At 68.0% G+C, this 19,312-nt stretch carries 19 protein-coding genes; 10 read left to right on the top strand and 9 right to left on the bottom strand.

The genetic code is table 11. From position 1 onward, the window contains the following. Window positions 1-260: 260 nt before the first annotated feature. The 3 genes from ACI3KS_RS06240 to ACI3KS_RS06230 all read right to left on the bottom strand — a co-directional run bounded on the left by ACI3KS_RS06240 (window position 261) and on the right by ACI3KS_RS06230 (window position 2,416). Window positions 261-1,379 carry a YgfZ/GcvT domain-containing protein gene (locus ACI3KS_RS06240; protein WP_404916307.1) on the bottom strand — a complete coding sequence of 373 codons (1,119 nt, stop codon included), beginning with the start codon at window positions 1,377-1,379 and terminating at the stop codon, window positions 261-263. Between the two features lies 1 nt (window position 1,380). After that, entirely contained in the window at window positions 1,381-1,983 is a 603-nt protein-coding gene (locus tag ACI3KS_RS06235; RefSeq protein ID WP_404916305.1) for an FABP family protein, read from the bottom strand. Window positions 1,984-2,116: 133 nt separating this feature from the next. Further along, window positions 2,117-2,416, bottom strand: coding sequence for a hypothetical protein (locus tag ACI3KS_RS06230; RefSeq protein ID WP_404916303.1), 300 nt, complete (start codon window positions 2,414-2,416; stop codon window positions 2,117-2,119). 72 nt (window positions 2,417-2,488) lie between these two features. On the opposite strand from ACI3KS_RS06230, the gene ACI3KS_RS06225 reads away from it, so the two are divergent. The 8 genes from ACI3KS_RS06225 to ACI3KS_RS06190 all read left to right on the top strand — a co-directional run bounded on the left by ACI3KS_RS06225 (window position 2,489) and on the right by ACI3KS_RS06190 (window position 11,814). Beyond that, window positions 2,489-3,172, top strand: a complete 684-nt coding sequence (locus ACI3KS_RS06225; RefSeq protein ID WP_404916301.1) for a winged helix-turn-helix domain-containing protein — start codon at window positions 2,489-2,491, stop codon at window positions 3,170-3,172. 52 nt (window positions 3,173-3,224) lie between these two features. Continuing rightward, window positions 3,225-5,390 carry an RNA degradosome polyphosphate kinase gene (locus tag ACI3KS_RS06220; RefSeq protein WP_404916299.1) on the top strand — a complete coding sequence of 722 codons (2,166 nt, stop codon included), beginning with the start codon at window positions 3,225-3,227 and terminating at the stop codon, window positions 5,388-5,390. Beyond that, window positions 5,387-6,421, top strand: a complete 1,035-nt coding sequence (locus ACI3KS_RS06215) for an NUDIX domain-containing protein (protein ID WP_404916297.1) — start codon at window positions 5,387-5,389, stop codon at window positions 6,419-6,421. The genes ACI3KS_RS06220 and ACI3KS_RS06215 overlap by 4 nt, the downstream gene beginning before the upstream one ends. A 209-nt stretch (window positions 6,422-6,630) precedes the next feature. Further along, window positions 6,631-7,734, top strand: coding sequence for a phosphate ABC transporter substrate-binding protein PstS (locus ACI3KS_RS06210; RefSeq protein ID WP_404916295.1), 1,104 nt, complete (start codon window positions 6,631-6,633; stop codon window positions 7,732-7,734). A gap of 106 nt (window positions 7,735-7,840) precedes the next feature. Further along, on the top strand, window positions 7,841-8,818 hold the full coding sequence (gene pstC / locus ACI3KS_RS06205; protein ID WP_404916293.1) for a phosphate ABC transporter permease subunit PstC: 978 nt from the start codon (window positions 7,841-7,843) through the stop codon (window positions 8,816-8,818). 1 nt (window position 8,819) lies between these two features. Continuing rightward, window positions 8,820-9,911 carry a phosphate ABC transporter permease PstA gene (pstA, locus tag ACI3KS_RS06200; protein WP_404916291.1) on the top strand — a complete coding sequence of 364 codons (1,092 nt, stop codon included), beginning with the start codon at window positions 8,820-8,822 and terminating at the stop codon, window positions 9,909-9,911. 23 nt (window positions 9,912-9,934) lie between these two features. Continuing rightward, window positions 9,935-10,714 (top strand): phosphate ABC transporter ATP-binding protein PstB, encoded by a 780-nt coding sequence (pstB, locus tag ACI3KS_RS06195; protein WP_404916289.1) that lies wholly within the window; start codon window positions 9,935-9,937, stop codon window positions 10,712-10,714. Window positions 10,715-10,965: 251 nt separating this feature from the next. After that, window positions 10,966-11,814: a type IV toxin-antitoxin system AbiEi family antitoxin domain-containing protein gene (locus ACI3KS_RS06190; protein ID WP_404916287.1), complete on the top strand. Its 849-nt coding sequence runs from the start codon at window positions 10,966-10,968 to the stop codon at window positions 11,812-11,814. Between the two features lie 62 nt (window positions 11,815-11,876). On the opposite strand, the gene ACI3KS_RS06185 is transcribed toward ACI3KS_RS06190, so the two are convergent. From ACI3KS_RS06185 to ACI3KS_RS06165, 5 genes are all read right to left on the bottom strand, one after another. After that, window positions 11,877-12,761, bottom strand: coding sequence for an aminodeoxychorismate lyase (locus tag ACI3KS_RS06185; RefSeq protein ID WP_404916285.1), 885 nt, complete (start codon window positions 12,759-12,761; stop codon window positions 11,877-11,879). 175 nt (window positions 12,762-12,936) lie between these two features. Further along, entirely contained in the window at window positions 12,937-13,566 is a 630-nt protein-coding gene (locus ACI3KS_RS06180; RefSeq protein ID WP_404916283.1) for a DNA-directed RNA polymerase subunit beta, read from the bottom strand. Between the two features lie 29 nt (window positions 13,567-13,595). Then, window positions 13,596-14,474 (bottom strand): anti-sigma factor domain-containing protein, encoded by an 879-nt coding sequence (locus ACI3KS_RS06175; protein WP_404916281.1) that lies wholly within the window; start codon window positions 14,472-14,474, stop codon window positions 13,596-13,598. Next, window positions 14,471-15,070 (bottom strand): ECF RNA polymerase sigma factor SigK, encoded by a 600-nt coding sequence (gene sigK, locus ACI3KS_RS06170; protein ID WP_404916279.1) that lies wholly within the window; start codon window positions 15,068-15,070, stop codon window positions 14,471-14,473. Before sigK ends, ACI3KS_RS06175 begins: the two co-directional genes overlap by 4 nt. A 30-nt stretch (window positions 15,071-15,100) precedes the next feature. Then, a complete protein-coding gene (locus ACI3KS_RS06165; RefSeq protein WP_404916277.1) occupies window positions 15,101-16,810 on the bottom strand; it encodes a cytochrome c biogenesis protein DipZ in 1,710 nt (569 codons plus the stop codon). Window positions 16,811-16,951: 141 nt separating this feature from the next. On the opposite strand from ACI3KS_RS06165, the gene ACI3KS_RS06160 reads away from it, so the two are divergent. Both ACI3KS_RS06160 and ACI3KS_RS06155 read left to right on the top strand, forming a co-directional pair. After that, window positions 16,952-17,617 carry a fasciclin domain-containing protein gene (locus tag ACI3KS_RS06160; RefSeq protein WP_404916275.1) on the top strand — a complete coding sequence of 222 codons (666 nt, stop codon included), beginning with the start codon at window positions 16,952-16,954 and terminating at the stop codon, window positions 17,615-17,617. Window positions 17,618-18,206: 589 nt separating this feature from the next. After that, window positions 18,207-18,755 (top strand): type 1 glutamine amidotransferase domain-containing protein, encoded by a 549-nt coding sequence (locus ACI3KS_RS06155; protein ID WP_404916273.1) that lies wholly within the window; start codon window positions 18,207-18,209, stop codon window positions 18,753-18,755. Window positions 18,756-18,770: 15 nt separating this feature from the next. On the opposite strand, the gene ACI3KS_RS06150 is transcribed toward ACI3KS_RS06155, so the two are convergent. After that, entirely contained in the window at window positions 18,771-19,289 is a 519-nt protein-coding gene (locus ACI3KS_RS06150) for a CGNR zinc finger domain-containing protein (RefSeq protein ID WP_404916271.1), read from the bottom strand. Between the last annotated feature and the right edge of the window lie 23 nt (window positions 19,290-19,312).

Genomic DNA, 19,312 nt, shown 5'->3' with positions numbered 1-19,312 from the left:
ACGCGTTTCGTCTCGCTTCGCTCGCTCAACGACCGAGACACACTCCCCGGGTCGTTGAGCGAAAGGGCGCAGCGACCGAGCCGAACGCGTTTCGTCTCGCTTCGCTCGCTCAACGACCGAGACACACTCCCCGGGTCGTTGAGCGAAGGAGCGCAGCGACCGAGCCGAACGCGTTTCGTCTCGCTTCGCTCGCTCAACGACCGAGATACCCTCACCGGCCGTTGAGCGAAGGAGCGCAGCGACTGAGACGAAACGCGTTTTCAGGCGTTGCGCGGATCCGGAGCCGTGGGGCGCCGAGAGAGACGTGTCAGCCGCGGGATATCAGCGGTGGCACCGGCATCCGCGGGCACGATCACCTGCTGAGCCGCGGCGATGTCGCCTCCCTCGGTGCGCACGACGAGGTCGCCGACCGGTGCCCGTCGCGACAGGATCGCGAGCGCGATCGGCCCGTCCTCGTGATGCCGTGCGACGGAGGTCACATGGCCGACCTCGTCCTCGCCCGCGAACACCGGATCTCCGGCCGCGGGCAGCACCGCATCGCTGCCGTCGAGATGAAGGGCGGCCAGCCGACGCGGCGGGTGGCCCAGGTTGTGCACCTTCGCGACCGTCTCCTGCCCGCGATAGCACCCCTTGTTCAGATGCACGGCGGTGCGGATCCAGTCGGACTCGTGCGGCAGCGAGCGCTCGTCGACCTCGGCGGCCCAGCGTGGGCGCCAGGCGGCGACACGCAGCGCCTCCGCGGCGAGCAGACCCGCGAGCGACTCGGCATCGGCCGAGCCCGCCAGCTCGTCTGCGGCATCCGTCGTCAGCAGCGCGACCCGCCAGGCGAGATCGGCACCGGGATGGTCGGCGATCTCGGCGTACTGGTGCCCGCCCGCACTCACGTGCTGCCACGGGTCCGACCAGACCAGCGCGACGCCGTTCGGGGCGGATGCCGCCGCGACGACCGACCGCGCCGCCGATCCGCCGTCGACGAACCCGACCGCGACGACGTCAGGACGGACTTCGATGGTGGCCTGTGTGCGGAACCTCATACGCAGAAGCCAGGCGGCCAGGGGTTCGGCATCCGCCGCATCGGCGATCAGCCAGGTGCTCGCCCCGTCGTCGAGGACGCCTGCTGCATGTTCGACGCGACCCTGCGGGTCGAGCACGAGCAGCTCGGTGCTCTCTCCTGCGGCCAGGCGACCCACGGCCTGTGAAGTGATGGAGTCCAGCCATCCGAGCCGTTCCGGCCCTGCGACCTCGATGACCGTGCGGTCGGCGAGCGGCACGAAGGCCGCGCCCGCGGCGAGGCGCCGCTGCTCACGGAACGCGTCACCGAAGTGCGCGACGCCGTTCTCATCGGCGACGGCACCGGGGATCTCTGCGAAACCGGCCATGTCAGACCTTCGCCAATCGCGCCGACGCATGCGCGCGCAGGGGCGTGCCGAGAGCGGCGATGTCCCACGCCCACAACAGATGTCCGTCGACGAGCCCGTACATGCGCGACGCCGCGCCGTACTCCTTGCCTCCGGCCCCACGCACGATCGCGTCGGAGGCGATGTCGATGCGTGGACCGTTGATCTCCCCCAGGTAGAGCTCGAGCGTGCCGTCGGAGTGCGCCAGCGAGACCTCGAGCGGGAAACCGCCGGATGCCGCACGCAGTGCCTCGACCTCGTCCACTCCGCGCGGCGCGGAGGTGGCCGTCGGCGGCAGCAGCGCCGGACCGGCATCCGCGGCCGTCGCAGGACGCGACAGTCGCCAGAAGCCGCTCTCTGCGACGAGCGGCGTGGATTCGCTGCCGGCGTCACCGGTGAAGGTCGCCGTGGCCGCGTAGTTGAGGAACGGGCCGCCGTCGTGGCTGAAGCTCACGCGATGGGTGAACTCGCCCTGCAGCCGCTCATCGCCGAGCGGATAGTCGATGACGCCGGTGCCCTCCCACACGCCGATCAGCCAGGCGAGAGGAGCGAGGTCTGCGGGAAGGTCGGTGGGCAGCTCGAGCATGCGCTCAGCGCTGGCCGCGGAAGAGGTTGCGCAGCACCACGGCCGAGACGAACACGATCGCGAGGCTCGCGAGACCCAGCAGACCGATGAAGAAGATTTCCAGGGCGACGAGATCCATGCTTGAAGCCTACCCCTAGCCGACACCCGAGGGGATGAGTCCGACCAGGCCGAAACCCGCCGAGATCAGCCCCGTGATCAGAAGGGCGCCGAGAACGCTGCACGCCACCCGGAAGATGAAGCCGCGCACGCTGCCGTACCAGAGCTGCACGGCGAACGACAGCAGCACGAGCCCGCCGAACATGATGAGCTCCCAGGTCATCCGCGTGGGCTCTGGGGCGAGAATACCCGCAGCCACCGATGCGACCAGGGCGGCGCCCCAGACGACGAACACGCCGACGAACGCGTTGCGCGGGGCGAGGGCTGGTTCCGTCATGCCTCCATTCTCACCCATCGCGTGCCGGTATCATGGCGGCACGGCGACTTCCGCCGTGCGAGAGGAGTGCGCGTGGCCCAGCTTCTGGTGTTGACCAACGCTCCGGCCTCGGAGCAGGTCCTTCCCGCCCTGGAGCTGCTGAGCCATCGCGTCCGCCAGATCCCCGCGGAACCGGCTCAGCTGGTGAATGCCCCCGAGGCCGAGATCGTGATCGTGGACGCCCGCACCGACCTCGTCGGAGCGAAGTCGCTGTGCCGTCTGCTGCGGGCTGCCGGGCAGGATGCTCCGCTCCTCCTAGTCGTCACAGAGGGCGGCATGAGCGCGGTCTCCGGCGAGTGGGGCATCGACGATGTCCTGCTGTCGACCGCGGGCCCGGCGGAGACGGATGCTCGTGTGCGTCTGGCCCTGGCGCGTCACGACGAGGTCGCAGAGCCCTCGCGGGTGCAGGCCTCGGGCGTCACGATCGATGAGCAGTCGTACTCGGCCAAATTGCGCGGCAAGCCCCTCGATCTCACCTACAAGGAGTTCCAGCTCCTGCACTTCCTCGCGACGCACCCGTCACGCGTGTTCACCCGCGAGCAGCTTCTCAGCGAGGTGTGGGGGTACGACTACTTCGGCGGCACGAGGACGGTCGACGTGCACGTGCGCCGCCTGCGCGCGAAGCTCGGCGACCAGGAGCAGATCATCGGCACGGTGCGCAACGTCGGATACCGCTTCAACGTCTACGAGGACGACAGCGTGGTCAGCGCGCACTGACCGCACCGATCCGTTCACGTGCACGTCACCTGTCGGTGCTTAGATGTACCCCATGATCGATCCCGCTCTCGCCGACGCAGGTCTCGGTGACGCCGAAGACGACGACTTCGATGCCATCGAGGCACCCGATTCGTTGCTCCCCGACCACCGCTATCTCGATCGCGAGCTGAGCTGGCTCGCGTTCAACCAGCGAGTGCTGGAGCTGGCGGAGGATCCGAGCCTCCCCGAGCTCGAGCGGGCGAACTTTCTCGCCATCTTCGCGAGCAACCTCGATGAGTTCTTCATGGTCCGGGTCGCGGGGCTCAAGCGCCGCATCATGACGGGCCTCGCGGTGCCGACCAACATCGGCCGGTCGCCGGTCGACGCCCTCGCCGACATCTCGCGTGAGGCGCACGCCCTGCAGCTGCGCCATGCGGATGCCTGGACCAATCTCGTGCGCCCCGCGCTGGCGGATGCCGGCATCGAGATCACCGAGTGGGACGCGATCACCGCCGAGGAGCAGGCGTCGCTGTCGGAGTACTTCCAGGCGCAGGTCTTCCCCGTGCTGATGCCGCTCGCGGTCGACCCCGCACACCCGTTCCCCTACATCTCCGGTCTGTCGCTGAACCTCGCGATCCGCATCCGCAACGCCCGCACCGGGCGGCAGGAGTTCGCCCGTCTCAAGGTTCCGCCCATGCTGCCGCGTTTCGTCGAGGTGCGGGGCACGAGCGAGATCCTCCGGTTCGTCCGTCTCGAGGACCTCATCGCGAACCATCTGGGCGACCTCTTCCCCGGCATGGAGGTCCTCGACCACCACGCATTCCGGCTCACGCGCAACGAGGACATGGTCATCGAGGAGGACGAGTCCGAGAACCTCATCCAGGCCCTCGAGGCCGAGCTGATGCGTCGCCGTTTCGGTCCGCCCATCCGTCTCGAGATCACCGACGACATGGATGACGTGACGCTCGACCTGCTCGTGCGCGAGCTCGACATCACCGACCAGGAGGTCTACCGCCTGCCCGGTTCGCTCGACCTGCGCGGTCTGTTCGGACTCGGCAAGATCGATCGCCCCGATCTGCGCTACCCGCCGCACCTGCCGACGACCTCGGTCTCGTTCCAGCCGGGCGACAGCAACTCGCGCCCTGACATCTTCAAGGCGATCCGTAAAGCGGACGTGCTCGTGCACCACCCTTACGAGTCGTTCACGACGAGCGTCGTCGCCTTTCTCGAGCAAGCCGCACGCGACCCGCACGTGCTCGCCATCAAACAGACGCTGTACCGCACGTCGGGCGACAGCCCGATCGTGCAGGCGCTCATCGATGCGGCCGAGGCCGGCAAGCAGGTGCTCGCGCTCGTCGAGGTCAAGGCGCGCTTCGACGAGGCGAACAACATCGTCTGGGCTCGCAAGCTCGAGAAGGCCGGCGTGCACGTCGTGTACGGCCTCGTCGGCCTCAAGACCCACTGCAAGCTCGCGCTCGTGATCCGCGAGGAGGAGGGCGTCCTCCGCCACTACTCCCACGTCGGCACCGGTAACTACAATCCGAAGACCAGCCGCATCTACGAAGACTTCGGCCTCTTCACCGCCGACCCTCAGGTCGGCAAGGACCTCACCCGCCTGTTCAACGAGCTCAGCGGCTACGCGATCGAGAAGAAGTTCAAGCGTCTGCTCGTCGCCCCGCTGCATCTGCGCAAGGGCCTGGTTCGCCAAATCGACGCTGAGCGCAAGAACGCCGAGGCGGGCAAACCTGCGCACATCCGCATCAAGGTCAACTCGATGGTCGACGAGGAGATCATCGACTCGCTGTACCGGGCGAGCGAGGCCGGAGTGAAGGTCGAGGTGTGGGTGCGCGGGATCTGCAGCCTGCGCACCGATCTGCCAGGGATCAGCGAGAACATCACGGTGCGCAGCATCCTGGGCCGCTATCTCGAGCACTCGCGCATCTTCGCGTTCGAGAACGGCGGAGACCCGCAGGTCTACATCGGCAGCGCCGACATGATGCACCGCAACCTCGACCGTCGCGTCGAGGCGCTCGTCCGCGTCACCGACCCCGCTCACCTCAAGGAACTGCTGTCGTTCTTCGACCTCGCGATGGACCCGACGACCAGTTCGTGGCATCTGGGCGCGGAGGGCGTGTGGACGCGCCACGCCGAGGATGCCGAGGGCAACCCGCTCGTGGACCTGCAGGATAAGACCATGGGGTTGGTTCAGCGGCGCCGCCGCGCACGGGCGGTTCGATGACATCCACCAAGAAGATCGCGCCCTCGGTTCCTGAGCGAGCGAAGCAGGCTCCCGATCCTGAGCGAGCGAAGCGAGACGAAGGACGCTCCAAGTGGACGGACAAGGCCGTGTACGCGGCCGGCGCCGTCGTCTGGCGCATCGTCGACGGCAAGCTGCGCATCCTGCTGATCCATCGCCCGAAGTATCGCGACATCACGCTCCCCAAGGGCAAGGTCGATCCGGGCGAGATGCTCGCCGAGACTGCAGTGCGCGAGGTGCACGAGGAGACCGGCATCCGCGTCTCGCTCGGTGTGGCGGTCGGCGTGAGCCGCTATCACATGGCCTCCAACAAGCAGAAGGTCGTGCACTACTGGGCCGCCGAGGCCACCGATGACGCGATTCGCATCTCGACCTTCATGCCGAACCGCGAGATCTCCGGCCTGGAATGGGTCAGCATCAAGAAGGCGCGGGCGCGGCTCAGTTACCCGGTCGATCTCGAGATCCTCGACTTCTTCGAGAACCTCGTCGAGCAGGGCGGCCTGCGCAGCTTCCCCGTGATCGCGCTCCGTCATGCCAAGGCGCTGGCGCGATCGGACTGGGACGGGGCCGACGCCGCCCGTCCGCTCACCGAGCGCGGCCGACGCCAGGCCGAGTCGATCGTGGGTCCGCTGCGCGCGTTCGGCGTGCGGCGGATCGTGACCAGCGACGCCGTCCGATGCGTCGAGACGGTCGCGCCGCTCGCGCATGCGCTGGGACGCAAGCCCACGCAGACCGAGAAGATCAGTCAGGACTCGTGGGAGGAGGGGATCGGCGACCTGCACGGCATCATCGCCAAGCGGATCCGCTCGGGCAAGCCGGCCGTCCTATGCAGTCACGGACCAGTGCTCCCCGGGCTGCTGTCGGAGATCGCCCTGGCCACCGGCACGATCCACGGATCGTATGTCGGCGCCGCCGCCGACCTCGAACCCGCCGCGTTCTCGGTCGTTCACCTGTCGGCATCCAACCCCGGATCCGGCATCATCGCGATCGAGACGCACGTGCCGAAGGTCTGATCCACTCCACTCATCCCGCACGAACAACGGGAATCGAACGGGCTCCGCGAACGCCGCGGGGCCCGTTCGCGCGTCAGGGCAGCCCCAGAGAGTCGACGGTCGTTCACCTTCCGTTCACCCGACCGGTCGAATCTCGTTAACCGTCGCGCTTAGCGTCACTGTGTGCCCTGCACCGGGCCCATCCCCATTCCCGATCGAACGGATCCACAGTGAAGATCTCCCGTATCGTCCGCATCGGCGCCATCGGCGCCGTCGCTGCTCTCGCACTCGCCGGCTGCGCCGCGAACGAAGGCGGCAGCGGGTCGACGACCGACGAGTCGACCGCATCCACGCTCTCCGGCACCATCGACGCCACCGGCGCCTCCTCGCAGACGGCCGCCCAGGAGGCCTGGGTCGCCGCGTTCCAGACCGCGAACCCCGACGTGACCGTCAACTACGAGCCCACCGGATCCGGCACCGGCCGCGAGAACTTCCTCGAGGGCGGCAGCAACTTCATCGGCTCCGACCGTGCGTTCAACGACGAGGAGGTCGCCGCGGGCGGCTTCGGCGCCTGCACCACCGACGACATCGTCGAGGTTCCGCTTTACATCTCGCCCGTCGCCGTGGCGTTCAACCTCGAGGGCGTCGACACCCTGAACCTCGACGCCGCCACGATCGCGGGCATCTTCGCCGGCACGATCACCAACTGGAACGACCCGGCGATCACCGCTCTGAACGAGGGCGTCGAGCTCCCCGACCTGGCGATCTCGCCGGTGCACCGCTCCGACCCCTCGGGCACGCAGGAGACCTTCACCAAGTACCTCTCGGCCACCGCTGCCGATGTCTGGACCTACGAGCCGGCCGACGTCTGGCCGATCGAGGGCGGCGAGGCCGCGCAGGGCACCTCGGGTGTCGTCCAGGCCATCACCGCCGGTAACGGCGCGATCGGCTTCGCGGACGCCTCGCAGGTCGGCGACCTCGGCCAGGTGCACGTCGGCGTCGGCGAGGACTTCGTCGCCTACTCCGCTGAGGCCGCTGCGAAGCTCGTCGAGAGCTCGCCGCTGGTCGAGGGCCGCGGCGAGGGCGACCTCGTCTTCGACGTCGACCCGGCTTCCGCCGCCGACGGCGCGTACCCGATCGCCCTGGTGAGCTACCTCATCGGCTGCGAGCAGTACGAGGACTCCACGGTCGCCGAGCTCGTGATGGCGTACTTCACGTACATCGCGAGCGAAGAGGGCCAGGACGCAGCCGCGGACAACGCCGGCAGCGCCCCCATCTCCGACGGTCTGCGCGAGCAGGTCCTCGCGGCCATCGACCTCATCCAGGTCGGCTGATCCAGCCCACAGCTGAGAGCTGAATGCGGTGCCTCCGCGTCCGAACCCGGACGCGGAGGCACCTCCGGGTCAGCATCCGATTCCACCGGCTCGAAACAGGGAGACCATGAGCACGACGACGCAGGCGCCGGCACCGGCACCCACACAGGCGCCGCCCGCGCCGATCAAGGCCAAGCAGCGACTCGGTGACCGGGTCTTCTCCGGATCGGCGCTCAGCGCGGGGGTGATCATCCTCGTCGTCCTCGCGGCGGTCGCTGCGTTCCTCATCATCCAGAGCCTTCCGGCCTTCCAGCTGGACACCACTGACAACCACATCCTCAAGGGCGAGTCCTTCTGGACCTACGTCTGGCCGCTGGTCTTCGGAACCCTCTGGGCGTCGTTCATCGCCCTCCTGATCGCGGCGCCGATCGCCATCGGCATCGCACTCTTCATCTCGCACTATGCGCACCGGCGCCTCGCCGCCTTCCTCGGCTACGTGATCGACCTGCTCGCCGCCGTGCCCTCGGTCGTCTTCGGTCTCTGGGGCGGCCTCGTGCTCGCCCCGCTCCTGCAGCCGATCTACGCCTGGCTGAACACCAACGCCGCCTGGGTGCCGTTCTTCGGCGGCCAGGTCTCCGCCACGGGAAAGACCATCATGACCGCGGCCCTCGTGCTCGCCGTGATGTGTATCCCGATCATGACGGCCATCTGCCGTGAGGTCTTCCTGCAGACTCCCAAGCTCCATGAAGAGGCCGCGCTCGCCCTCGGCGCCACGCGCTGGGAGATGGTGCGCATGGCCGTCCTCCCGTTCGCGCGTGGCGGCATGGTCTCGGCAGCGATGCTCGCCCTCGGCCGCGCACTCGGCGAGACCATGGCCGTGACCATGGTGCTCTCCCCCGCCCCCGTCGTCAGCTTCCTCGTCCTCACGGCGACGAACCCGACGCCCATCCCGGCCAACATCGCGCTGGCGTTTCCCGAGGCCCACGGCACCGGCGTGAACACGCTGATCGCGACCGGCCTCATCCTCTTCGTCGTGACCTTCGCGGTCAACGCGCTGGCGCGCTGGATCGTCGCGCGCCGCGCCGAGTTCTCGGGAGCGAACTGACATGACCGTCCTCACCGCCACCCCGACAGCGAGCGCACCCGCATCGCTGACCGCGGGACGCCTGCCCAAGTGGGCGCCATGGGCCCTGCTCGGAGCATCCTTCGCCATCTCCGCCGCCGTCTTCGGCGTCGCGGCGATCGGCACCGACATCGCCGACTTCAACATCGCCGGCACGGTCGTCGTCGGCCTCGTGCTGTACATGGTGATCATCACCGTGATCTCCACCATCGTGGAGAGCCGGCGCAAGGCCGTCGACCGGCTGATGACCGCGCTGGTCGCCACCGCCTTCCTCATCGCGCTGCTGCCGCTGATCTCGCTGCTGTGGACCGTGGTCGCGAACGGCATCACCCGTTTCGACGCCGAGTTCTTCAGCTCGTCGATGCGCAACATCGTCGGCGACGGCGGCGGAATCGTGCATGCGATCTGGGGTACGGTCCTGATCACCCTCACCGCTACGGTCATCGCCGTCCCGGTCGGCCTCATGACCTCCATCTACCTCGTCGAGTACGGCAGGGGCCGCATCGCGAAGGCCATCACGTTCTTCGTCGATGTGATGACCGGCATCCCGTCGATCGTGGCCGGTCTGTTCATCTACGCGGTGTTCTCACTGATCTTCAAGCCCGGCATCTCGATGGGCATCATGGGCGCTCTCGCCCTGGCCGTGCTGATGACCCCGGTCGTCGTGCGAGGCAGCGAGGAGCTGCTGAAGATCGTCCCGAACGAGCTCCGCGAGGCGTCCTACGCGCTGGGCGTGCCGAAGTGGCTGACGATCCTCAAGGTCGTCCTCCCCACCTCGATCGCCGGCATCACGACCTCGGTCATGCTCGCCATCTCCCGCGTGATCGGTGAGACGGCGCCGCTGCTGCTGACAGCCGGCTTCACGCAGAGCCTCAACACGAACATCTTCGGCGGTCAGATGATGACCCTGCCGGTGTTCGCGTACAACCAGTACATGAACCAGGGCACGAACCCGGAGGCGTCGGTGGAGCGCGCCTGGGCCGCCGCCCTCACCCTCATCCTCATCGTCATGGTGCTGAACCTGCTCGCGCGTCTCATCGCGAAGTGGTTCGCCCCGAAGACCGCCGGCCGCTGAGCCGCAAACCGAAGGAACATCACGTGTCCAAGAGCATCGAAGTCAACGACCTCAACGTCTACTACGGCGACTTCCTCGCCGTCGAGGGCGTCTCCCTCGACATCCAGCCGCGCAGCGTCACCGCGTTCATCGGCCCGTCGGGCTGCGGCAAGTCCACGTTCCTGCGCACGCTGAACCGCATGCACGAGGTCATCCCGGGTGCACGCGTCCAGGGCGAGGTCCTTCTCGACGGCAACGACCTGTACGGTCCCGGTGTGGACCCCGTGCTCGTGCGTCGCCAGGTCGGCATGGTCTTCCAGCGTCCGAACCCGTTCCCTACGATGTCGATCAAGGAGAACGTCCTCGCCGGCGTCACCTTGAACAACGGCAAGATGTCGAAGAGCGATCAGGATGCTCTCGTCGAGAAGTCGCTCACGGGCGCGAACCTCTGGAACGAGGTCAAGGACCGTCTCGACAAGCCCGGTTCAGGTCTCTCGGGCGGCCAGCAGCAGCGTCTGTGCATCGCGCGTGCGATCGCCGTCTCGCCCGATGTGCTGCTGATGGACGAGCCCTGCTCGGCGCTCGACCCGATCTCGACGTACGCGATCGAGGAGCTGATCGGTGAGCTGAAGAACGAGTTCACGATCGTGATCGTCACGCACAACATGCAGCAGGCCAGCCGGGTGTCCGACAAGACCGCGTTCTTCAACATCGCCGGCACCGGCAAGCCGGGCAAGCTCATCGAGTACGACGACACCACGAGCATCTTCACGACCCCGTCCGTGCAGGCGACCGAGGACTACGTCTCGGGTCGCTTCGGGTGAGCGGGGCCCGGGGCGCGTTCCCCGGGTTGCTCCTTCGCACACGCGTGCGAAAAGTCGGAGTCTCGCGAAGACACGCCGGCGGCTGAGGCCGCAGGACGGCGTGTCGGGCCGAGGCTCCGACTTTGCGCACGTCCGGGGAGGCGGCAGAGGCGTCGTGCACAGGCGACAGCACGCGCGGGTTCTCCCCCGTCACCGGGTGCGGGGCCGGCTACGCCGGACGAACGGATGCCGCCACCCGGCACACTCTCGGCATGAGCTTCCGCAGCGCAACCAGGGCCCTCGCCTCCGAAGGCGGCATGGCGCGCACCAGTACGCTCCGTTCGTTGGGGGTGACAGCACGCGAGCTGGCGCGTGCGCGAGCCGCGGGTGAGATCGTGCGCCCGCGGCAAGGCCTCTACGCGTTGCCGACGAGGGATGCCGCGGAGTTCCACGCCGCGAGCCATGGCGGTGTGCCCGCTTCCGTCTCGGCCGCACGTCTGCACGGACTGTGGGTGATCGACGACGGGAAGTCCCACGTGTGGATGGGCGCAGCCGGACGCCGTCTGGGCACCTGCACCGAGTGCTGCCTGCACTGGTCGACAGGTCCGCTGACCGCCGCGGCCCTCCCCTCCGTCGCACGGACTCTGCTGCAGATCGTCCACTGCCGCGGAGACGAGGAGTTCTTCGCCGCTCTGGAGTCGGCGCTCCGACAGCGCCTGCTCACGGCTCGACAGCTGCGTTGGCTCGGCGACAAGGTACCGCCGCGCATGCGGTGGCTGATCGGCTTCGCGCGACCTGATGCAGACAGCGGACTGGAGTCGATCATGCGCCTGCGGCTGCATCGCCGCGGCATCGACGTCCGCGTCCAGGTCGTCTTCCACGGGCGACGACGCGTCGACCTTCTGATCGGAGAACGACTGCTGGTCGAGATCGACGGATGCCAGAATCACGAGGGCGAATCGCTGCGGCACCGAGATCTCACGCGCGACGCGGAGGCGGCGATCTGGGGCTACGAGACCCTGCGCTTCCATTTCGCGATGGTCATGCACGACGGCGAGCTCGTCGAACAGGCTCTGCTCGCCAAGATCGCCCAGGGCGCCCACCTCTGGCCCCGTCGCTGACAGCACGCCGCCGCCGCGGTGCCGATCCCCCGGCCGCGCGCCCGGCGAAGCGCGCCCCGCCCTCAGTCGCGCGGCGAGAGCAGGTACGCGTTCAGCTCAGCGGTCAGTGCCGCGTCCACCGGAAGCGAGACGCCGTCGACCGCCGTGATGGGCGCTGCCAGACGCACGCTCGACACCAGCCACGCGGCATCCGCCGTCGGCAGCACGGATGCCGCGACCCGGTCGTACCCGACCTCGAAACCCCGCGCGGCGAGGTACTCGTAGACGCTCAGTTGTGTCGTCCCGTGCAGGATCCCGCCGTTCGGCACCGGCGTCACGAACCGATCGCCGAGACGAAGGATCAGCGAGGCCGTCGGAGCCTCGAGCACGAACCCATCGCTGGAGAGGAAGATCGCGTCATCGGCGTCCCGACGATGAGCCTCGCGCAGGGCCGCCATGTTCACCGCATACGACAGCGTCTTCGCGCCGAGAAGCAGCCAGGGCGCCCGCTCCGCCGCACCGAGGTCGTAGCCGCGATCGAGTGTGACGACGCGGACACCACCGACCCGAGCCGTCGAGAAGTCCGCTGCCGGAGCCGCCGTCACCCAGGCCGTCGGCGTCGGTCCGTGCTCGACGCCGCGGCTGAGGATGAGCTTGATGACGGCCTCGCCGTCTCCGCACTCCGCGGCCGCGACCTGGATCGCCTGCCGCCACTGCTCCTGGTTCGGCACGGGCAGGTCGCAGAGCCGCGCCGAATGCGCGAGGCGCTCCAGATGCGGCACGACCTCCTGCGCATGGCCGTCGATCACCCCGATCGACTCGAACACGCCGTCGCCGCGCTGCGTACTGAGCTCGCCCACGCTGAGCGCGGGAGCCGCGGCGTCCACCATCGTGAACGTGTCGCCGAAGTCCACACGCTCCTCGGATGCCGTCACGGGATCGATCATGAGTGCAAAACGCCGAGTCATGATCAGAGCCTAGGGCGCGGGGAATACCTTCGTCTGCATCGCGTTACACTGGTACAGGCCGGGCCGCATAACCCCGGGCTCCAATTTTTGCCGCTGCGAGCGGCCTTCCGCCGAGAGGCGTTCTTGCGGCCCGGTCTTTTCACATCCGGGCACCGACTGCCCGGCCGCCGCCCGATCAGCCCAGGCCGCCCGATCGCCACAGCACCGCGGCCGCCGACAGGTCCTGGGCATACGCGCTCAGTCGCAGCGCACGCGACGTGAGCTCGCTCGCCCGCTCCGGTTCGGTGCCCTCGTAGTCGTCGGCCGTGTGTGTGGCTCCCGAGGCCTGAACCCGGCAGAACGCCGCGGCCCGGTCGAGCGCGACAGCGAAGTCCCCGCGGAACGCACCGCGAAGGATCGTGTCGATGAGCGCGACGATCTCATCAGGGCTCGCGGGCACTGGCGCCCCCGCGATCACCGGATCCGCTGACGACAGCTCGATCCGTCCGCGTTCGTACAGCAGCGCGGCCGTCTGCGGATCGCCATGGATCGCCAGCTGCAGCACGTAGAGCTGCCACAGCGCTCCCGGGAGGGTGCGCGAGGGCGCCTTCGACCACAGCTCCGCGATCTCGTCGATCCCGTTCTCCGAGGTGAACGCGACGAGACGCTCGGCGGACACGCCGCTCTCGTCCGCACGCACGCGCGCCAGCAGAGCGGATGCCGTGGCGTGGGCGACCCGCGTCTCCTCGGCAGGATCGTGCGATCCGACGAGGTTGTCGAAGGCGTGGGACGGGCGACGGACGGGGCGGTGGTGCGGCGCGGGCATCCCTCCAGGGTACGCGCGGGAAGCGCGCCTCAGGCCGTCGGGATGACGATCACAGGGTCGGAGGTCGGGATTCCCGTGGGGGATCCTCCGGCCTGCTCCACCGTCACCGCGATCACGTCTCCGGCATGCATCTCGCCCGACAGCTGTGCTGTCGCGTCTCCGTCGTTCACGTCGAACGTGCCCGCGGGGATCGCATCGTCGCCCCGGACGAACCACAGCTCGTAGGTCTCGCCGCTCGCGGTGGCCGGGATGCCGTCGGTGACGAGCACTGCGCTGCCGACCGACGCCGACCAGTGCGCGGTCGCCGACCCTCCGTCGGCGAGCTCGACACTGGCCTGCTGAGCATCGTCCGCACCTTGGATCTGCTCGAGTGCCACGACGGATGCCGGGCGGTTGAGGTAGCCGTTCAGGGCCACTGCGCCGATGCCGATGCCGACGACCAGGGCAACGCTCGCGGCGAGAGCGAACAGCAGGCGCAGCGGGCGACGTGCCCGACGTTCCTCGTCACCGCCACGGTCGGCCGCGGAGGCCGGGGCGCTCACGCCCGATGTCGTCTCGGGAGAACCCGGTCGGTCCACGGTGCCCGACGGATCGCGAGGGTCCGACACATCAGGGGCGTCCGACACATCAGGGGTCTCGCCGGCATCCTCGCGCTCAGCGGCCGGCACGTCTCCGCCGTCCTGCGGCGTCGATGCGATCCGGGCGAGGAGAGCGGAACGGAGCGCGGCGGGCGGCTCGACCGGAGCCACTGCTGCGGCGAGCGCCGCCGCAGTCTCGGCATCCGCTTCCGCACTGCGCCCCCACTCAGGGTGCGCGGAGAGAGCATCGAGATACCGCTGCCGGTCGGCGGGCGACAGCGCGTTCAGCGCCGCTCCTGCGGCGAGTTCGGAGAACTCCTGCTCGTTCATGCTGTCACCCCCAGTGCGTTCCGGAGACGGATGAGACCGTCTCGCATGCGTGTCTTGATCGTCCCCAACGGTGCTCCGACGAGCACCGCAACTTCGTTCTGACTGTATCCGCCGTAATAGGCCAGGACGAGGGCTTCGCGCTGCGCCTCGGGGAGTTCCGAGAGAGCCTGTACGACCTTCTCGCCCTCGATGCCCAGCTCCACCTGCTCGGCGACGCTGTCGTGGGCGACGCCGATGTCCCTGAGCCCCGCCCGCACATCGCGGTCCGCGCTGGACTGGGATGCACGCACCCTGTCCACGGCCCGACGATGAGCGATCGTCATCACCCAGGTTCGTCCCTGTCCCTTGTTCGGAGCAAACTTCGAAGCGGATTGCCAGATCTCGAGGAAGACCTCCTGCAGCACCTCTTCGCTCTGCGAGCGGTTGACGAGGACGCGGAGGATGAGGCCGAACACACGGGACGAGAGCACGTCGTACAGTTCGGCGAAGGCGCTCTGATCTCCGGAGGCGACGGCGACGAGGAGGTCGGCGACAGCATCCTGCGCCGTCCCGTCCTCCGGAACGTCCATTCCGTCGATGACCATCTCCATAAGCATGCCGCATCACCTCCCGTCGCGCCGACCGGCTCACCCGAAGGTGAACGAATAGACCTGGACGCCCTTCGGCACCTCGAGCGTGAATGTTCCCTCGCCGACGGCATCCGCCTCTTTCAGCGGGTAGGAGCGCGGCGTGCCGTCGATCCGGATGCTCTGCTCCTCGCCGTTCTCGTCGCGGACGGTGACCTCGCCGGAGCCGGCGACCACCATGCGCACCTCGGCCGCGTGATAGTTCAGCCGCACCTTCGCGGTGTCGTCCGTCGGTGTCACATACTGCGTCTGCACGTCCCACCCGCCCTCGAGCGCGAAGCTGTCGGCCGGCTGATCGTCGGGGAACGAGTAGTCCCGCTCGCCGGCGCGATACTCGCCGCCGCCGTAGTTGACGTCCTTCGACGAGCCGAGGAAGGTCTCACGCGTGGTCGAGCCGAGGTCGGGGGTGTCGTCCGCCACCTCGGTCGCCGGCGGCAGCTGCACCCCGGGATCGGCATCCTGCAGCAGTTCGCGGATCATCTTCTCGGTCTCGGCGTAGTTGCCTTCGCCGAACGAGATGTGCCGTACGGTGCCCTCGGCGTCGATCAGGTAGTGCGCGGGCCAGTAGCGGTTGCGGTAGTTCGTCCAGGTCGCGAGGTTGTTGTCGAGCGCGACCGGATATTCGATCCCGAAGCTCTCGGCACCCGCGGCGACGTTGGCCGGGTCCTTCTCGAACGCGTACTCGGGCGAGTGGATGCCGATCACCTGCAGGCCGAGATCGCGGTAGGTCTCATCCCAGGCGACGACGTGCGGCAGCGAACGCTGGCAGTTGATGCACGAGTAGGCCCAGAAGTCGATCAGAACGACCTCTCCCTTGAGCTCAGTCAGGTCGATCGCCGCGCCGTCCGGCGTGTTCAGCCACTGCTGGATCCCCTTGATCGACGGAGCCGTGCCGCAGGACTCGAGCTCGGATGCTCCGTTCGTGCACTTGTCGAGGTCCTTGTTCTCGTCGGTGACGAGTCCGCCGAGGTCGAGCGCGTCGTTCACCTGGTCGGAGTCGGCCAGCTGCTCCTGCAACGGGGCGGTGTAATCCGGAAGGAGTCTCTGCAGCAGCTGCGGCACGTTGAAGACCAAGCCGACGGCGAGTGCGATCATCGCGATGCCGGCGGCGATCCGCAGCGCGCGCTCCTTCGTACGGAAGGCACGGATGCGCTCGATCACGCTGCGTCCGGCCAGGGCGAAGAAGAGCAGCGGCACGGCGACGCCGATCGCGAAGGCGACTGTGAGCAGAACGGTTCCCGGACCGATCCGCCCGGTCGACCCGGCCACGATGATCGCGGCGAGCACGGGACCTGCGCACGGAACGAACACCGCTCCGAGGGCGAGACCGACACCGAAGCCGTTGCCGCGGTTCTTCACCTCGCGCTGACCGAACCGTTGGAACGGCCGCTCCAGGATGTGCTGCAGGCGGGGGACGATCAGACCGATGCCGATGACCAGGAGCACGACGATCCCCGCCCAGCGGAGGATGTCCTGCGGCAGGTTCAGAAGCCCCAGCACGAGGGAGCCGACGAGCGTCACCAGCGTGAAGCTGATGATCAGACCGGCGATCACGAGGAACGGGCGGCTGCGTCGCGCGGCCACCACCTCTCCGTCGTACTTCGCGGACTGCGCGCCGCCGGTGAGGAAGATGACCGGGAGCACGGGCAGGATGCACGGCGAGATTCCGGTGATGAGCCCGCCGAGCAGGCCGATGATGATCAGGTCCATGAGTCCTCGCTTCTGTTGCGAGATGTTCGCTCCCGAGGGGCGAACGGATTGGTTTCAGAAAACTCCCATCCGATCTCGGAGGGGCTCCGAACGACTGTCAACGCCACGGAGAGGCCGTGGCGAAGTCTGAAGGAGCTCGAGATGTTCAGCACCAAGAAGAAGGTCACCGCAGCGATCACCTTGACGCTGGCGAGTGCGTTCCTGCTCTCGGCCTGCACGATGGGCGGGACCAGCACCAGCACCGATGAGTCGTCTGAGCCGACGACCCCGGAGACGTCGGAGTCGTCCGCCCCCGAGACGATGGATCCTGCGGCGAACCTCGTCGGCCCCGGATGCGAGGCCTACGCGGAGGCCGTTCCGGATGGCGACGGATCGATCATGGGCATGTCCCAGGACCCGGTGGCCGTCGCCGCGTCCAACAACCCGCTGCTCACCACGCTGGTCTCGGCCGTGAGCGGCCAGCTCAACCCCGACGTCAACCTGGTCGACACCCTCAACGGCGACGAGTTCACCGTGTTCGCCCCGGTCGACGACGCGTTCGCGAAGATCGACCCCGCGACGATCGAGGCGCTCAAGACCGACAGCGCGACCCTGTCGTCGATCCTGACGTACCACGTGCTTCCCGGCCAGATCGAGCCGTCCGACATCGTCGGCACGCACACCACCGTGAACGGCGCCGACCTCGAGGTCACCGGAAGCGGCGACGACCTGATGGTCAACGACGCCACCGTCATCTGTGGCGGCGTGCAGACCGCGAACGCGACCGTGTACCTCATCGACACGGTGCTCCTGCCCCCGGCCCAGTAAGGCACGGGATGCCGGGATGGGGAGAGCCCGGCACCACACTTCATGCCGCTCGGGGAGGACGGCGTGAAGGTGAGACGAGGCCTCCGGCGATCCCCCGATCGCCGGAGGCCTTTGACGTTCTCGTTCGGCGTTCCCCTTAGACTGGGAGCACACGGGCCTCTAGCTCAGTTGGCAGAGCATCGGACTTCAACAGAATAGGAGCGCCTCGGGGGAAACCTCGAGGATGACACCACTCAAAGTCGGGGAACCCTTCCTGGGAGACCAGTTGGCGATCCCGAGCCAAGCCGCACGAAAGTGCGGAAGGTGTAGAGACTGGACGGGTGGCACCTACAGCGAAAGCCATGGTGAAGGGACAGTCCAGACCACGAACGCCCCAGTGGCGGCGGCGAAAGCCGAAGTGGCAAGTTAATCCGCGGGTCGAGGGTTCGAGCCCCTCGGGGCCCACCGTGCAGCACGTTCAGGCGGGAGAGTCATCTCTTCCGCCGCTGAGCGGTAGCATCCGCCCCGCCATCTGGCCACCCCCTTCTCGTCGCCCGCGCACGGCGGAAGAGTCGAGTCATCCGCAGACGACTCCACGAAAGGACGGATGATGGCGACTCTCACCGACAATCACGTGGCCTTCCTCGCGACAGACGGATTCGAGGACAGCGAGCTCACCAGCCCCTGGGATGCCGTGGCGAGCCAGGGCGCCAGCGCGACCATGATCGCTCCCGACGGCGGCGCCATCACAGGCAAGAACGGGCACGTCCAGAAGGTCGATGTCACCTCGGCCGATGCGCAGGTCGACCGATTCGATGCGCTGTTGCTTCCGGGCGGCGTCGTGAACGCCGACCACCTGCGGCTCGACGAGCCGTCGATCGACCTGGTGCGATCGTTCTTCGCCCAGCACAAGCCCGTCGGCGTGATCTGCCACGGCGCCTGGATCATGATCGAGGCCGGCGTCGTCGACGGACGCACGCTCACGAGCTACCCGAGCCTGCGCACGGACCTCCGCAACGCCGGCGCGACCTGGGTCGACGAAGAGGTCGTGGTCGATGAGGGCCTCGTCTCCAGCCGCACCCCCGACGACCTGCCCGCGTTCAACGCGAAGGTCGTCGAGGAGATCGCCGAGGGGCGGCACGCGGGTCAGACGGCCTGACCTCCGACGACGTCATCACGCGAACCGGGCCCGGTGCCGACGCACCGCGGCCCGGTTCGCGCATCTCACGGAGCAGAAGCGCTGACGGCCGTTCCGAGTGACATCGACCACCACGTTGGTGCAGGGAGACGCCTCGCAGCGGCCCAGTCGGCTCATGCCTCGCGTCACCAGGTGCAGCGAGGTGCCCACGTTGATGATCGCCTTGAGCACGTAGGGCAGCGACTGCACATCATCGCGATAGTGCAGGTGCCAGCCCTCTCCGTCGTGATCGGTGAGTCGCGGGTAGGCGCCGACCTCCGCCATCTGCGAGTTCAACAGTTCCGCCCGGACGGCCGGCTCGCTCTCGTCGACGACGCGCAGCCAGTCGTCGATCACTTCTCGCACCCGAGCATGGTCGTCGGATGCGGCGGGGAACGTCATGGTCATCCCCATCTCGAGCGTGCGCTGCTCGATGCCGGACCGATCCTCGGGCCACTCGTTCGCGAGAGAAGCCGCCAGCAGCACGGCATATTCTCCGTAAGGGTTGAGATGCATAAGAGCATTACATCACGCTGGAC

This window comes from Microbacterium sp. ZW T5_45 (assembly GCF_044987415.1).
Classification (GTDB): domain Bacteria; phylum Actinomycetota; class Actinomycetes; order Actinomycetales; family Microbacteriaceae; genus Microbacterium.
This window is presented reverse-complemented; position numbering and strand designations above follow the sequence as displayed.